Here is a 15,165-nt window from a genome sequence, read left to right as displayed (position 1 = left end):
TCGGGGTGGCCCTCACCCCAGCTTGGCCGCCCAGCCCGCAACGTCCCGATGTGGTGGGAACGGTCGACCAGGTGCGCGATGTCCACGTAGGGGTCGGCATCGAGCAACAGCGCATCGGCAATGGATCCGACGGTGATCGTCCCCGCTGTCGTCGCCTGCCGACCGGTCTTCTCCGCCGAATGCCGGGTACCGGCCGCCAGGACCGCGGGCAGCGGCAGGCCTGCCTTTGCCGGCAATCTTGTCAGAGCTGCCTCACGGCAGTTCGACGCGGCAGAGCCGCCCCGGCCAGGGCCGGAAACGCGATCACACCGACCAGGCTGGGAAGAAAACTCGGATCGCCGGCTCCCGACTGCAGCACGGTCGCCAAGAGCTGGGTACCGGCCAGCACCGCCAGCCCGAGGTAGAGCCACCCTGCCCAGGCGGGGCCTGCCGGCGGTGTCGTGCTTGCGCTACGTTGGTCCATTGCTCGCGTATGCCCGGCGACTCCCGTTCCAAGGCGTTGCGTCCAAAATCCAGGCTGCTCCCGGCCCCCGGGTGGCACGTCCCGGGAGGAGGCACGGGACCGGAACTCAGTTGCAGATCAACGCCGTTGGGTACAGGGCATGGCCATCACGCCGCAGGTTCATGACGCCCACTGCGGCGACCAGCACCGCGCGGCATTTACCCGCGCGTCTTCGAGGGTGGAGACACCTCTTGGGAGCGTGCAGTTCCTCGAAGGGATCCATGGTCTCGTCGCGCTCGCCGATCAGGTCCGCCAGCGCGGCGGCTTACTGGCCGCGTTGGGGTGGGCGCCGGACTCATGCTCCAGTGGCCGACGAGCGCAGGGCCCCCGGGCGCAAGGGCTTTCCGCTTGCGCATGCATGACGTAGCTGGTTCTCCGCACGCCCTCACGGGCGGCTGGGGGAAGGAGGATGGAACTGCGCCAGAATGCGGTCGGCGGCGGCGAGGGCGTCGTTGATCTGTGTGGTCGCTGTGGCCACGCACAGGGTGTACGACACGTCGTCCAGTCGGGTGGCGGACTTGAGAGTTGACCTTTCGGCGTGAGCCAACCGTGCATCGGCATACCGGCTCAGAAGGGTCCGCACGTCCTTGGGGTCGGGCATCAACATGATCCAGGCTCCTTATCGAGTCTCCTCAGGGTGTTTCCTCGAAGGCGGTAGTCATGCCTACGGCGGAGCCTTTCCTGGCTTCACGGATCTCAGGTGCTGGTTCTTCAACCAGATGGCCGGTGCGCCGGACCGGGATCGGGATCGGGACCGGACCGGGCCTTCACGTCGGCGAGCTGTCGGTCGGGCTATGGTCGGCACATGGCACTGTCGATGCGAGAACGAGAGCAGTTTCTGGCGGAACCTCACATCGGTGCGTTGTCGGTGGTCGAGCGGCCGGACCGCGCACCGCTGACGGTGCCCATCTGGTATCACTACACGCCGGGCGGCGAGCTGTGGGTGCGTACCGGGCCTGATTCCCGCAAAGCGCGAGCGATTTGGTCCGCAGGGCGCTTCAGTCTGATGGTGCAGCGGACCGAGCCGACCGTGCGCTACGTGTCGGTGGAAGGACCGGTCACCAGGACGGAATCAGACAGCCGCGAGCGATCCTGGGAGATGGCCGCGCGATACCTCCCACAGGACAAGGTCGCCGACTTCGTGGAGTACGACCACACCCAGCTCGGTGAGCACGTCGCCATCTATATGCGGCCGGAACACTGGGTGTCCGCCGACCTGGGGTCCGCCTGATCGCAGGGGCACAAGGCCACTCCCCTCCACGGTTCCGCCCCTCTCCCCCTGTTTGCCCGCGGACGGTGGGCACCCGGGCGGCGATCTCCGTCCTGTGCACCGCGCCGGGCCAGGGGGCGGATTGCACGGCGGGCCGGCAGGACTCCCGCAGCCGGAAGGTACGGCCGCGAAGAGCCGCTGCACGAAGAGCCGCTGCAGGAAGAGCCGCTGCAGGAAGCCCAGGTCCGCCTCGGGCCGGGCCTGGGAATCGAGTTCGGCATCGGCTCTCCTGCCCGGGCTGACACCGCCCCCGGTGGCAGTGCAGGTGGCTGAGGTACTGTGACGGGACGGGTCGGCGACCGAGGCATTCGGTGCCCATGTCCGCCCCCGCTTTTGCATTCTGGCGCCTTGGGCGTCTGCGGCTCCCGCACCTCGGTGAGTTTCCGCGCAGACTCCCTGCACAGCTCCTGAAGCCCTGATGACGTCGACGTCCAAGCCCTTGCTTGCCCTTCTTGCTTGCCCTTCTTGGGCCAACCCTCTTGAGCATCGTTGCCTTCCGGCGCACCCATCCCCCACTCCCGGCAACCAGAGACGTTCAGGAGATGACGCCGTTGCCCGGCCAGGCAGCGGGGAGGGGAAGTGCTGTGACTGTGTGGGACGTCGAGGGGCGAAGCGGAGCCGGCTGGGCGCTGGTCTCGGTCGCGTTGGGTGTCTTCTGCATCCAGCTCGACTCCTTCGCCCTGAACTTGGCCCTGCCGCACATCAGGGACGAACTCGGTGTATCCATCGACCAGTTGCAGTGGGCGGTCAGTGCATACCTCCTGTCGTGCGGCACACTCATGTTGGGCGCGGGCCGGATGAGCGACCTGTTCGGCCGGCGCCGCCTGCTGATCGCGGGACTGGCGTTGTTCGGACTGGCGTCGCTGTGGTGTGCACTGGCGCCCTCGCTGCCGGTGCTGGTGGCGGCCCGCGTAGTACAGGGCGCGGGCGGCGCGTTGATCATGCCGGCCGGACTGGCACTGCTGACGAACGTCTTCCCGCCCGCCGTGCGCGGCCGGGCCACGGGGTGGGCTCTGGGCATCGGCGGACTGGCTACCGCCTGCGGCCCGTTCGTCGGCGGTGCCCTGACCCAATGGGTGTCGTGGCGGGCGGTGTTCTGGCTCAACGTGCCGCTGGGTGTGGTGGCTGCGGTCTGCGCCCGCCGGGCCCCGGAGTCGCGGGACACCACACCCTCCGGGCGCAGCGACTGGGCGGGTTTGATCACCGGGGCCGCCGCCATCGCGGCACTGGCCGTCTTCATCGACCGCGGCCCGGTGTGGGGCTGGGTGTCCCCCGCCGGCGTCGGCACGCTGTGCCTGGTGGCGCTGACCGCGGCGGCCTTCGTACGGATCGAACTCCGCACGGCCGAGCCGCTGATCGCCCCCGCACTCTTCCGCAACGGGGCCTACGTGGCGCTGACCGCGGCGGGCGCGGTGGCCAACGCCGCGACCGTGGTCTTCCTCCTCGTCGTACCGCTCTCCCTCCAAGAGGGCCGGCAGCTGACGCCTTGGGTGGCCGGGGTGGCGTTCCTCGCCCCTGCGGCGGCCATGGCGGCCGCGGCGCCGTTCGCGGGCCGGGTGACCAGCGTGCGCGCCGTACCGGTCATGGCGACGAGCCTGGGGGCGGGCGCGGTGGTGCTGCTGGGCGCGGCGTTCGTCTCCGGACTGCCGCCGTATCTCGCGGCGGTCACCGCCGGCGGGGCGGCGCTGGGCCTCGGCAACGCCCTGACGCTGACCGCCACCCAGGGTGCCATCCGGCCCGAACGCGCCGGTGAGGCCTCCGGGTTGACCAAGACCGTCATCACCGTCGCGGCCGGGCTGGGCGTGGTCGCCACGGGCCCCGCGGCCGATCCCAGCGGCGCCGCGGCGACTGGCGACAGCGGGCCACTGGCCGTGGCAGGAGCCGGCTGCCTGGCGGCCTGCCTCCTGCTGGTCCTGTGGAGGTGGTTCCGGCACGGCCCGCGCGCTCGGCGGACGCGAGAATCGGTGTCCTCGGCGACGAAGGGCGGAGTGCGCTGACCCCACCCGGTCCGGACTCGGACACCCACGCCCTCTGGGCACCGTCACGCGTCCGTACCTGCCTGCGTACCTGCCTGCCTGGAACGCCGCCCGGAACACCTACCTGTCGTAAGTCGTTCCCTCCGTCCTCGATGGACGACACGACCGTGTCAGCGCGGACAGTTGGCGACCTTGTCCGGCAGCTTTCCCCCGACCAGATACCTGTCGACGGCTCGGTCGGTGCACGTGGACGGATTCTCCGAGGCGTACGCCGCGTGCCCATGTCCCTTGCGTACCAGCAGCGAGCTGTTGGCCAACTGCCGGTGCACCGCTTGCGCGTTCGCCAGCGGAGTTTGCTTATCGTCGGTGTACGACACCAGCAACACCGGTGCCGCCCCGGTGGCCTTGATCGGCTCGGCCGCACCGGTGGGGGCGACCGGCCACGTTGCGCAGTCGATCATCTGCCAGGCGAAGGAACGCCCGAAGAGCGGCGACTGCTTGGCGAACGCATCGGCGGTGTCGAGCATCTCCTTCGGGGACTTCGGCGCGGACGGGGAGTCCAGGCACAGCACCGCCGGCATGCTCGCGGATTCGTCTTCCGCGGCCTGCTCCTCCTGCGGCGTCGGCTTCCCGCCACCGCTCCCGTCGGCCGTCTCCTTGTCAAAGCGCTCGAAGGCGGCCCCGTCCCCGTGCAGGGCGGAGACCAGCGCCTTGGTCAGCGGTTTCCAGGTCTCTTCGGCCGTCACGGCCGTGTTCAGATACATGGACAGGGTGGCGTCGGTGAATTTCTCGCCGTCGACCCCTCGCAGTGGCTTCCGCTCCAGCTTCTTGGCGAACCCGGTGATCCTCCGCAGAATCTCCCCGGTGGTGGCTCCCAGACGGTCGTCCCCGCGCGCGACGAGATGGTGGGCGTACCGCCGCATCGCGTCATCGGACGTCTTGACGTCGCGGCGGGCGACCTGCTGCATGTCGGCGGCGGGGTTGACGACGCTGTCGAGCACCATCCGGCCCACCTTGTCGGGAAACAGCTTCATGTACTGCTGGCCGAGAAAGGTGCCGTAGGAGAAGCCGGTGTAGTTCAACTTGGCATCGCCCAGGACCGTACGCAGCACATCCAGGTCGCGCGCGACGCTCACGCTGTCCATGTGCGCGAGAACAGCCCCGCTCGCCCGCTGGCAGGCCTGGCCACGCTTGGTCGCGTCGGCGAAGGCCTTCCTGGCCTGCGCCTCGGTACGCGGCGGGTAATCGGGTTGCTGCGCCACGCCGTCGGGGCACTTGATCTGCTCGGAACCGGCTATGCCCCGAGGGTCGAAGCCGACCAGGTCGTAGCGGGCCCGAGCCTGCTTGCCGGCCTGCCAGTTTCCGTCGGCCACGTCGGCCGCACCGCCCTCGCCGGGCCCGCCGGGGTTGAAGAGCAGTGACCCCAGCCGACGGCTGTGGTCTTTTGCCCGCAGCCGCGACACCCGCAGTTTGACGGTCTTCCCGTCCGGGGCGGCGTAGTCCACAGGCACCTTCACCCAGCCGCACTCCGCACCGGGTACGGCCTTGGGGGTGACGTCCGCACCACAGGCCGTCCACTGGATCTTCTGCTGCGTGAAGCGCGCGGGCAGCACCGGGGCGGACGTGTTCCGGCCCTTGGCGTCGTCGGGCTGGGACGCCGCGGCGCCACCGACGCCGCAGACCGTCACCACCAGCGTGGTGCCGGCCAGCACACCGGCCGTCAGGGACATGGACTTGCGGGGAATGGACATCACCGTTCTCGCTCTCTCGCTGGACCCGGGAAGGATGCGCACAGGCCCCGCGAGCGCGCTATCGGCCCCGTCACAATCGCGCACGAGGCATACGCAGAGTCGACGGGGGAGCACGCATCGCCATCAGTCGGGTGGCGCCGGGCCACCCACGATCACCCGATGGATGCACCTCTCCACTCAGCGTGTTCTCCGCCGCGGCGGCGGAAGCAGAAGCGGAAGCGGAAGCAGCATGGGCACGCGGCTGAGTGCCGGTGTACCCCCTCTGCACCTCCTGGGGCCCCAGGAGGTGCAGGGGCCCCAGGAGGTGCAGGGACATGGATCTCGGCGGCCAGACGGGCCCGTGAGCCGTCAGGCCACGGCGGGTGTGTAGTGGCTCGCGTCACCGCCTTCGAGGGCGCGGCTGGAGGTGCCGTCGAGGCCCACCGGAGCGTCCCCGGCGACGGTCACGCGGTGCAGCAGGCGCGGGAGGTCTCCGTAGTCGTCGGGCGCGTAGTGCTGGGTGCTGCGGTTGTCGAAGAGGACGAGGTCACCCGGTGTCCAGGTGACCCGGACGATGTTCTCCGGTCGCGTCACATACGACTGGAAGATCCGCAGCAGATCCCGGGACTCGGAGGGGTTCAGGCCCTCGATGGTCTGTGCGAAGCCCCCGATGAACAGGCCGCGCTCCCCCGTCTCGGGGTGCACGCGTACCACCGGGTGGGCGGTGCGATACGTGCGCGAGACGAACTGCTTGCGGTGCTCGGCCGCCTTGTCGGTCTTCGGGGCGGCGTAGTCGTAGGCGTTGGTGTGCACCGCCCACAGCTTGTCCGCCAGCTCGCGCAGCGGCTCGGGCAGGTCCTGGTAGGCACCGGCCGAGTTGGCGATCAGCGTGTTGCCGCCGTAGGGCGGGACAACGATGCTGCGCAGGGTGGATGCCTTCGGGGGTGTGCGGACGAAGGTGACGTCGGTGTGCCAGTGGTTGGCGCGGATGCCCTCGTCCCCGTCGACGGGCAGGATGTGGGGCTGCCCTTCCACGGACGGGACGGTGGGGTGGGCCGTGGTGAGTTCGCCGAAGAGGGAGGCGAAGCGCAGCTGGGCCGCGTCGTCCAGTTGCTGGCCGCGGAAGACCAGCGCCTTGTGTTCCAGCAGAGCGGCGTTGATCTCGGCGACGATCGCCGGGTCGAGGTCGGCGGCGAGATCGACGCCGACGATCTCAGCGCCGATGCGTCCGCCGATCCGGCGGATGTCGAAGCCTGTGCTGGTGCTCATGTGCGTATTCCTTTCAGGGGTTTCGGCCATCTCAGGAGGTGAAGGGCAGGGAGGTTCGTGGGATCCAGGTGGGTTGAGGGAGGGGCGTCAGCTCGTCGCGGGGACGCGCCACGAGCTGAGCCGCATTTCCACCGCCACCAGCAGCTGGTTGAAGGCCACGCCGATGACGGAGATCGTGACGATGCCCGCATACATCTGCGGAATGGCGAAGTTGTACTGGGACGCGTTGATCAGATAGCCGAGACCGGCCTTGGCACCGACCATCTCGGCGGCGACCAGGACGACGATGGACACCGCTCCGGCCAACCGGATTCCGGTGAAGATCGTCGGCACCGAGGCCGGCAGGATCACCTTGTGGAACAGCCGCGGGGCGGACAGGTCCATGGACTTCGCCAGCCTCAGCAGGGTGGGGTCGACGGTGCGTACCGCGCTGATGGTGTTGAACAGGATCGGCCACGCGCATGCGTACACCACAATGGAAATCTTTGACGTCTCGCCGATGCCCAGGAGCAGCACGAACACCGGCAGCAGGGCCAGGGCGGCGGTGTTGAGGAAGACCTGCAGCAACGGGTTGAGGAGATCGGCGACGGGCCGGTACCAGCCGATGAGCAGGCCCAGCGGTACGGACACGGCGACGGCAATACCGAATCCGGTGAACGAACGCAGCAGGCTCGCTTGTGCGTTGTCGGCGAGCTGTCCGTTGGCAACGAGTCCCCACCACGCCTGGGCGACCTCACTGAAGGGCGGCAGGAAGGTCCGGTCCACCAGGCCGAAGCGGGGCGCCAGCTCCCACGCGAGCAGCAGGGCGACGATCGCCGCCGACCTGGTGGCGCCGGTCAGCACCGCGCGCAGGATGCGGGGCAGCAGGGGAGGGCGGTGGGGCCGCGGCCTGCTCAGCGCGATCGGCAGGGCGGTCGCGGGCTCCTCGCTGGATGCCGACGGCGTGGCGTTGGCCGGCGCGGAGAGCGCCACCCGGGTCTTGAGTCCCTCCGGAGTCTTGAGTTCCTCCGGAGTCTTGAGTTCCTGCGGGGGCCTGGTGGGTTCCTGCGGGGGCCTGGGTTCCTGCGGAGCCCTGAGTTCCTCAGAGGTCTTGAGCTCCTCAGAGGTCTTGAGCTCCTCAGAGGTCTTGAGCTCCTCAGAGGTCTTGCGCCGAGTGCTCGAACCGCTTGCGAGGCTCATACGGAGACCTCCTCCTTCTCCAGCAGTTGGGTCCTGGTCACCTCGTCGTGCAGCAGCGTCCAGATCTCGTGTCGGTACCGTGCAAATTCGGGGCTGGACCGCAGGTCGTCCGTCTCCGTGCGGGAGTCGAAGCCGATGGGCACGACCTGCTTGATACGGCCGGGCCGGGAGGTCATGACGGCCACCCGCCGCCCCAGGTAGACGGCCTCCTCTATGCCGTGGGTGATGAAGACGACGGTCTTTCCGGTGCGCTGCCAGATGCTCAGCAGTTCGTCCTGGAGCGACTCCCTGGTCTGGGCGTCCAGTGCGGCGAACGGCTCGTCCATCAGCAGGACGTCGGGGTCGTAGGCGAGAGAGCGGGCGATGGCCACGCGTTGGCGCATGCCGCCCGACAGCTCGTGCGGGTGGCGGTTCTCGAATCCGGAGAGCCCGACCAGGTCCAGGTATTCGCGGGCACGTGCTACGCGCTCACGGCGTGGTACGCCAGTCGCCTCCAGGCCGAACTCGACATTGCCCAGGGCGGTGCGCCAGGGCAGCAGGGCGTACTGCTGGAAGACGATGCCGCGGTCCAGGCCGGGCCCGGTCACCGGTTCCCCGTCCAGGAGGATCCGTCCGCCGGTCGGCCGGGTGAGCCCGCCCAGCAGGTCCAGGAGCGTGGACTTGCCACATCCGCTGGGGCCGACCACAGCGACGAACTCCCCCGCTTCGATCCGCAGGTCGACACCGTCCAGAGCGGTGAACTCGCCGTCACGGTGCGCCGGGCCGCGGCCCTTGGTCCGCCCCTTCTTGGCGGGAAAGGTCTTGCGCACCCGGTCGAACTCGATCTTGGGTGTGGTGGATTCCGGCATGGGATCAGCTCCCGCTCTTGGAAGGCGTCTTGGCCCCGGACGGCTTGTCCTTCCGGCTGTACGCGTTGAACTCGTTGGTGTAGAGATCCGACGCCTTGACCTGGCCCTTCTCGATGTCACCGCGCTTACTGAGCCAGTCGATCCACAACTGGAGCTCCTGGTCGGTGATGCGCCCGGCGCTCTCGGCGACGCCGAAGGACTTCCAGTACTTCAGCGGGGCGGTGTTTTCGTTCCGGCCACGCTTCTTGACGATCTCGACCTGCCGGGCGATGACCTCGTCCCGTGGTGTGGCGCGGGCCCATTCGATGGCGCGCGCGACGCCCGTGACGAATCTGCGCGCGGTGTCGGGGTTCTCCTTGAGGAACCGGTCGTTCACCACATAGATGCCGGCGGAAAAGTTGCCGAGCAACTGGTAGTCGGTGAACAGCGGTCTGAGGCCGCCGGTCTGCAGGGCCTTGTCGCGCAGGATGTCGCCGAGAACGCCCACCTGGATCTGCTGCTGCCGCAGCGACTGCTCGGTGTTGACCGGGGGCACCACCAAGGGCTCGGCCTTCTTGATGTCCGCCTGCGACAGGCCGTGGCGTTGCAGGTAGATGTCGAGCATCGCCTCGGAATGCGCACCGAGGGTGTTCATCCCGACCTTCTTGCCGATCAGGTCACGGGCCGAGTGGATCGGGCTGTCCTTGAGCACGTAGAAGCCGTTGTATGCGGCCTTGTCGACGCCGTAGTAGCTGATGACCGCCGTGATGGGAGCTTTTCTGGCAGCGAGTTTGACGACGGCTCCGTTGAACGCGCCGCCGAAGTCGACCTGTCCGGTGGCGGCCGACTGAATGTCCTGCGGCCCGCTGATCGTGTTGCCGACCCACTTCAGTTTCACGTCCTCCAGGAAGCCGAGATCCTCGGCCAGTTCGGGCAGGATGACGGACCCCGCCCACCCCTGGTATCGCAGGGTCTTGGTCTGGTCCTTGGCCGCGCCGCCACCCCCGGAGCCGCAGCTGACCGCGGCCGCCGAGAGGCCCAGCAGGGTGAGGAACTGTCGTCGGCTCGATGGGGTGATCAGCGTGCCCATGGAAGGTCCTGTTCGAGTGGTGGGTGGAGCGCGGTGTGGGACGCGTACGGCGCTTGTTACGGACTCGGGATGGTGGGATGGAGGGATGGAGGGGCGGGTGGGAGATGGATGGAGGGCCGGTAGGAGATGCCGGGTGCGCTGCGGGGCGGCGGTCGGGACGATGACCGATGCGGCGGTGGTCGAGCGCCTAAGACATACGTCCAAGCGAAGTCCTCCGCGGCCTGCCAGCTCCACAGTTCCGCTTCCGGCGGGCGTAAAGACCACCCGAGGTGCGAAAAAACTGAAGGGGAAAGGCGCACGCATGGTGGGGCGAAACAAGTCGGCTCGTGCACCCGAACCCGGCAGGATTCCGGGTGGGGTATGCGGCGAGAATCACCAGGCGGCGAGGAAATCCCAGGCCGGTGAGTGCACCGGGTTTATTCAGGGGTCGCTCAGGCGCTGACGCCGGTCGGCAGCTCTAGCAACCGGCGGCACAGATGGCACTGGCCTGGCGTCGCAGATCGACGTGCAGGCGTGCGGTGAAGTTCTCCGAGTGACTCACACTCGGGAGGCTGGCAGCGAAATTCAGCCACGTCAATGCGGTGAGGGCCCTTGTCTCACTTTCTGATTCTCCCGCCATGCGCGCGCAGCATTTCGTTCACAATCGCAGCCGATGCCCATGCGGCCGGCCAGTTCCGAGGTGGTGATCGGCTCGCTCAGCGGATGGCGGCACGGCTCACGTCTCGCCGGTTCGGAGATGGCGGCGAGCCGGTCCCGTACCAGCGACTGCGACACCGAAGGGCGCCGCTCCCGGTCGTCGGCGAGGAAGTGCACGACGAGCGGCAGCCCCTCGTCCAGCTTCAGGATCAGCTGCGGCCAGCCGGGCATCGTGGACGCCAGGAAGCACCCTCGGTCGTGGACCTTCCTACGCGCCGACTGGAGCTTGCGTAGGAGACGCGCCCCGGCTGCCGAATGGCTGTGGCGGTCGGGCCGACGGAGGCGAGGACCGCGTCCGTCGGCCGGTTCGGTACGCGGCTGCGCCCTGACCCGGGCCGCGATATCGCTCGGCGTTCCTCGCCGGTCGGGTCAGGCGCGACACACGCCCCCGACCTCGGTATTCGCGTCACCTTAAGGGCGGTGCCGCAGGCCGGCCGGGACAGTTGCGCCACCGTGGCAACTGTCGGCGGAGGCTCGGAGGCGAGTGGGCGAGGGCGACCGCAGTCAGGGGCGTGGCGGGCCGTGGGCGGAAGCTCCGGGGGTCCGGGGGCCAGGGCGACCTCAGGGAGTCCGCGGCGGCGCAAGCCGCCATTCCCCGGAATGGCCAGGGGGGAGCGCCAGGTCGCGTCGGACGGCCGCGTAGTACCCCTCACGTGTGGCGCGTTGGCGCTTGAGCAGGTCCGACCAGGCTTCCGGGCTATGAGTCCGGTCTCGCAGGAACCCTTCCATCTCCATCACCACGACGACCCATGCGCGGCCTTTCTCCACCACATCCGGGGTGCCAAGCATCAACAGTGCCTCCCCGGCTGGATCCCGGGCATCAGTGGCATCGGCCAGGTGAGCCGCCGCTTCCTCGGGTGACAAGGGATGCGGGTGAGGGTCATTGCCGAGATGCGCCGCGATCCGGTACGTCAGGGTGACACTCTTCTTCAGCGCCCTGGCGAAGTCGGCGTAGGTCGTCAGGCGCCGCTCCTCCCAACGGGCCGCCTGCTCGCGACGGAAGCGGGCCTGATCGCCACGCATGTTCGCCAAGTACGATCCCAGGGCGCCGATCACCACACCGATCAGGGCGGGGAGCTGTTGTATGAACGCCGACATGGCCACACGGTATATCGCGGCCACCGGCGCGACTTGACGTTGTTTCCGTTCGTGAGTCGTCAGCGGCGGACGGGAGTTGCGACGCTGCCGACGCATGAGGGTGCCCTCATGCGTCGGGTGATCGGCATGCCCCTCTCCCTACTTCGACGACGAAGACACTTCGCCGCCGCGCTCCTCCTGAGCGCCGCGATACCCCTCACTGCGTGCGGGCGGCAGCGCGTCATGGCAGGCGCATCCAGCGCATCCCCCCGTGCATCCGCCAGTGCATCCGCCAGCGTCTGGCTCTGCTGAAGCTGAACCCTGCTCTGCAAGCTGATCTCGATTCTGGTGCCCGGAAGGTGGAGCACGTTCGCGGTCTGGCCGGCCTGGACCCCGCCGCTCAGACGGAAAAGGCTGACGAGCGCGTCGAGCCGGCCGAGCACCGCCACGCCACACTGCTCCTGATCATGCACCGCCGGCCTCGTCGCAGTCGCCCCTGCAGTCGCCTGCCGTCGCCGGAGACCAGAGACCCGAGAGCCAGGAACCGAGACCCAGGAACCGAGACCGGAACGAAGCGGCTCACGTTTCCTTATCGGTCCGCCACCACCCAGGAACCACCTCAGGGCCGGGGCTCGCTCCGGCCCTGAGACCCGGCAGTGGCCGGGCCCGCGCACCCCTCCTGCATATCGGGCGATTTTTCCTCTTGTCCTGAATTGGGTGGTTGCGTGTATCGTCCTCAGAGGCAGCTCCCGCACGCGATGGAACTGGGAGACATGATGAAGAAGATCATCGCGATGGCGTTTATCGCTGCACTGTTCGGTGCCGGAAGCGCCGGCATTGCCTCCGCGGCCACCGCGTCGCCGGAGCCTCCTCCGCCGGGTCGTGACATCGTCACCACGACGTTCCACTGCCCCGCCCCGCACGGCACCTTCACGATCACGGCGGACCCGTGGGTGATGGGCCAGTACGAGTGGTATTACGGTGAGCACGGCTGCACGTACGCCTCGTAGTCGCCGACCCCCCGCAGTCACGCTCGTTCCTCCGTCCGCCCACCCCCGCATCACCCCCGTTCCAACCCATTCCGCCCCATTCCCTCGTCACGCCCGTCTGCCCCTCGGGACTCCTGTGGCCACTGGCCCCGGTGCGGTCCGGTGCGGTCCGGCCCGGTCCAGTCCAGTCCGGTCCAGTCCGGTCCGGTCCAGTCCGGTCCGTCCCTAGAGTCTCGCCGTGACACGGAGGGGACCCGGGGTGACGGACATCGATGCATTGGTGGCGTAGTTGCGGTAATTGCCGTACGCATCCAGCACGTTGATGCCGCTGGAATCCTGGATCGACCACACCCGCCGGCTGGTGCTCGCACTGCCCGACTGGTTCCAACGGTGGAGTGACTGCGTGCACCAAGCCGTGGCGGAGTGGGGCGAGGAGATCGGCGGTGTCGTCGTCTTGGGGTGGCTGCACCTGCCAGATCGCGCAAAAAGGGTGCTCCTTGAGTATTTGAGCACATCGGCTTTCTGACACCGTTTTATGGGCATGATCCGGCGCCGATCCAGCCGCACGCCGCCGCTTGCCGATCTTGCTCAGCAATCGGTCGATTCACCAACACCGCGGTGCGGTACAGGCCGCAGCTGCCCCGCGATGGCCAACCTCGGTGGGGTCGGTCACGCGAACCGGCTCTCGGTAAAGCGGTAATCGGAGAATCGGATTTATGACGCGAATGTTAAAAGCCTTCATCCGGAGGGTACTTCGCACGGTGTGTATGTCGCCGGTCCGGTCTCGGCCGGTCGCCTGCCCGCTGTCGGCCCATGCGGTGGAGCAGACATCTCCGGATGTGGGACAAGAGAGAGTCCCACCTACCTCAGGGAGTGTCATGTTCACCCTCGCACCGCATTCGCCACTGCCGGCTCAGGCACGCGGCTTCAGGCTGAGAGCCGCGTTCGTGGCAGGGGCTGTCATTCCCGTAGGCGATACGCCCCAGGGAATCACTCTCACGCCTGACGGCGCCCGTGCCTATGTGGCCAATCGTGACTCGAACACAGTGAGTGTGATCGACACCGTCACCGACACCGTCACCGACACCATCCCTACGAACGCCGGGCCGACTTTCGTGGCGATCACCCCGGACGGGACGCGCGCTTACGTGACCTTCTCCGGTGCCGCCCTGGTCAGTGTCATCGACACCACGACGAACTCCGTCATCACAGACATCGTGGTAAGCGATCCCACGACCGTCGCGGCGATCACCCCCGACGGCACCCGCGTCTATGTGACCGTCGGCTTCTCCACCGTCAGTGTGATCGACACCGCCACGAACACGGTCACCGACACCATCACCGTGGGTGACGCGCCGACCGGCGTGGTCATCACCCCGGACGGCACCCGCGCCTACGTGGCCAACCAGGTCCCGGGCACGGTCAGCGTGATCGACACCGCCACCAACACGGTCACCGACACCATCAGCGTGGGCAGCTTCCCCATCCTGCTGGCCGTCACCCCGGACGGAACCCGTGTCTACGTCACGGTCGTCGGCGACTCCGCTCTCAGTGTGATCGACACGGCCACCAACACCGTCACTGCCTCGATCGGTGTCAGCGCCCAGCCGCGTGTGCCGGCGGTCAGCCCGGACGGCTCCCACGTGTACGTGCCGAACGCCGAACCGGACACAGTGAGCGTGATCGACACCGCCACCAACACCGTCGTGGAGAACATCGGTGTGGGAGACGGCCCGACCGACATCGCATTCTTTCCCGACGGGACGCACGCGTATGTGACCAATACGCTCGCGGGCACCGTCAGTGTCCTGGCAACGACCGTGATCCCCGACCACGGCTCCACCGGAGGCGGGGCCCCCGTGACACTCACCGGCCACCACCTGGCCAACGCCACCGCCGTGCACTTCGGAACCGCCCAGGCCGTCATCACCGCCAACACCGCGACCTCGATGACTGTCACCGCCCCCGCCGGATCCGGTGCCGTTCCCGTGACGGTCACTACCGCGGGCGGCACCGGAACCCTGGGAACCTTTTACTACACGCCGCCCCCCGCCCTCACCGGCATCAGCCCCGCCGCGGGCCCTGTCGCAGGCAGCGACCAGGAGATCGTCATCACCGGCCGCAACCTCGCCGGGACCATCAATGTGTACTTCGGCGCCACCCGAGCCGTCATCCAAACCGTCTCCAACACCCAGATCACCGTCAGGGCCGCCGGTGCCCCGGCGCCAGGCGGCGTCGCCGTCACCGTGATCACCCCCGGCGGGACCACCGACGGCCTGTCCTACACCTACCTCGACCCGTCCACCGTCACCGGCGTCAGCCCCAACACCGGGCCCACCACCGGCGGCACCGCGGTGACCATCACCGGCACCGGCCTGGCCGACACCGACCAGGTCACCTTCAACGGAACACCGGCCACCTTCGCGGTCATCTCCGACACCACCCTGACCGCCACCACCCCGCCCAGCGGCACCGACGGCACCGTCGACGTCACCGTCACAGGCCCCGGCGGCACCCCTTCAGGAACCTTCACCTACGTCACCGGGCCTGACATCTGACC

At 68.4% G+C, this 15,165-nt stretch carries 15 protein-coding genes; 5 read left to right on the top strand and 10 right to left on the bottom strand.

Annotation, left to right across the window (positions count from 1 at the left end; genetic code table 11):
• Nucleotides 1-241 precede the first annotated feature (241 nt).
• Complete coding sequence (locus tag ACF088_RS28125; RefSeq protein WP_392378643.1) at nucleotides 242-463, bottom strand: hypothetical protein; 222 nt, start codon at nucleotides 461-463, stop codon at nucleotides 242-244.
• A gap of 424 nt (nucleotides 464-887) precedes the next feature.
• Nucleotides 888-1,109: a DUF5133 domain-containing protein gene (locus ACF088_RS28120; protein WP_392378642.1), complete on the bottom strand. Its 222-nt coding sequence runs from the start codon at nucleotides 1,107-1,109 to the stop codon at nucleotides 888-890.
• A 198-nt stretch (nucleotides 1,110-1,307) separates the two neighbouring features.
• Between ACF088_RS28120 and ACF088_RS28115 the strand changes: the two genes are divergently transcribed.
• Together ACF088_RS28115 and ACF088_RS28110 are read left to right on the top strand one after the other, a co-directional pair.
• Nucleotides 1,308-1,733, top strand: a complete 426-nt coding sequence (locus tag ACF088_RS28115) for a pyridoxamine 5'-phosphate oxidase family protein (protein WP_392378641.1) — start codon at nucleotides 1,308-1,310, stop codon at nucleotides 1,731-1,733.
• Nucleotides 1,734-2,356: 623 nt separating this feature from the next.
• Nucleotides 2,357-3,769: an MFS transporter gene (locus ACF088_RS28110; protein ID WP_392378640.1), complete on the top strand. Its 1,413-nt coding sequence runs from the start codon at nucleotides 2,357-2,359 to the stop codon at nucleotides 3,767-3,769.
• 149 nt (nucleotides 3,770-3,918) lie between these two features.
• Here the strand turns inward: ACF088_RS28110 and ACF088_RS28105 are convergent, their stop codons facing one another.
• From ACF088_RS28105 to ACF088_RS28070, 8 genes are all read right to left on the bottom strand, one after another.
• A complete protein-coding gene (locus ACF088_RS28105; protein WP_392378639.1) occupies nucleotides 3,919-5,499 on the bottom strand; it encodes an alpha/beta hydrolase in 1,581 nt (526 codons plus the stop codon).
• A 348-nt stretch (nucleotides 5,500-5,847) separates the two neighbouring features.
• A complete protein-coding gene (locus ACF088_RS28100; RefSeq protein ID WP_392378638.1) occupies nucleotides 5,848-6,747 on the bottom strand; it encodes a TauD/TfdA dioxygenase family protein in 900 nt (299 codons plus the stop codon).
• 87 nt (nucleotides 6,748-6,834) lie between these two features.
• Complete coding sequence (locus ACF088_RS28095; RefSeq protein WP_392378637.1) at nucleotides 6,835-7,926, bottom strand: ABC transporter permease subunit; 1,092 nt, start codon at nucleotides 7,924-7,926, stop codon at nucleotides 6,835-6,837.
• Nucleotides 7,923-8,774, bottom strand: coding sequence for an ABC transporter ATP-binding protein (locus ACF088_RS28090; protein WP_392378636.1), 852 nt, complete (start codon nucleotides 8,772-8,774; stop codon nucleotides 7,923-7,925). The genes ACF088_RS28095 and ACF088_RS28090 overlap by 4 nt, the downstream gene beginning before the upstream one ends.
• Before the next feature lie 4 nt (nucleotides 8,775-8,778).
• A complete protein-coding gene (locus ACF088_RS28085; RefSeq protein ID WP_392378635.1) occupies nucleotides 8,779-9,843 on the bottom strand; it encodes an ABC transporter substrate-binding protein in 1,065 nt (354 codons plus the stop codon).
• 457 nt (nucleotides 9,844-10,300) lie between these two features.
• A complete protein-coding gene (locus tag ACF088_RS28080) occupies nucleotides 10,301-10,462 on the bottom strand; it encodes a putative leader peptide (RefSeq protein WP_392378634.1) in 162 nt (53 codons plus the stop codon).
• Nucleotides 10,417-10,710 (bottom strand): hypothetical protein, encoded by a 294-nt coding sequence (locus ACF088_RS28075; RefSeq protein WP_392378677.1) that lies wholly within the window; start codon nucleotides 10,708-10,710, stop codon nucleotides 10,417-10,419. The genes ACF088_RS28080 and ACF088_RS28075 overlap by 46 nt, the downstream gene beginning before the upstream one ends.
• Before the next feature lie 390 nt (nucleotides 10,711-11,100).
• Entirely contained in the window at nucleotides 11,101-11,637 is a 537-nt protein-coding gene (locus ACF088_RS28070) for a hypothetical protein (RefSeq protein WP_392378633.1), read from the bottom strand.
• A 752-nt stretch (nucleotides 11,638-12,389) separates the two neighbouring features.
• On the opposite strand from ACF088_RS28070, the gene ACF088_RS28065 reads away from it, so the two are divergent.
• The 3 genes from ACF088_RS28065 (at nucleotide 12,390) to ACF088_RS28055 (ending at nucleotide 15,163) form a co-directional block, all read left to right on the top strand.
• The gene (locus ACF088_RS28065; RefSeq protein ID WP_392378632.1) at nucleotides 12,390-12,626 is read left to right on the top strand and encodes a hypothetical protein; all 237 of its coding nucleotides are present in this window, start codon (nucleotides 12,390-12,392) and stop codon (nucleotides 12,624-12,626) included.
• Nucleotides 12,627-12,927: 301 nt separating this feature from the next.
• Complete coding sequence (locus ACF088_RS28060; protein ID WP_392378631.1) at nucleotides 12,928-13,131, top strand: hypothetical protein; 204 nt, start codon at nucleotides 12,928-12,930, stop codon at nucleotides 13,129-13,131.
• Between the two features lie 352 nt (nucleotides 13,132-13,483).
• Nucleotides 13,484-15,163: an IPT/TIG domain-containing protein gene (locus ACF088_RS28055; RefSeq protein WP_392378630.1), complete on the top strand. Its 1,680-nt coding sequence runs from the start codon at nucleotides 13,484-13,486 to the stop codon at nucleotides 15,161-15,163.
• Nucleotides 15,164-15,165: the final 2 nt, after the last annotated feature.

Origin of the sequence: Streptomyces sp. NPDC015125 (assembly GCF_043080045.1) — a bacterium.
Lineage (GTDB): Bacteria > Actinomycetota > Actinomycetes > Streptomycetales > Streptomycetaceae > Streptomyces.
This window is presented reverse-complemented; position numbering and strand designations above follow the sequence as displayed.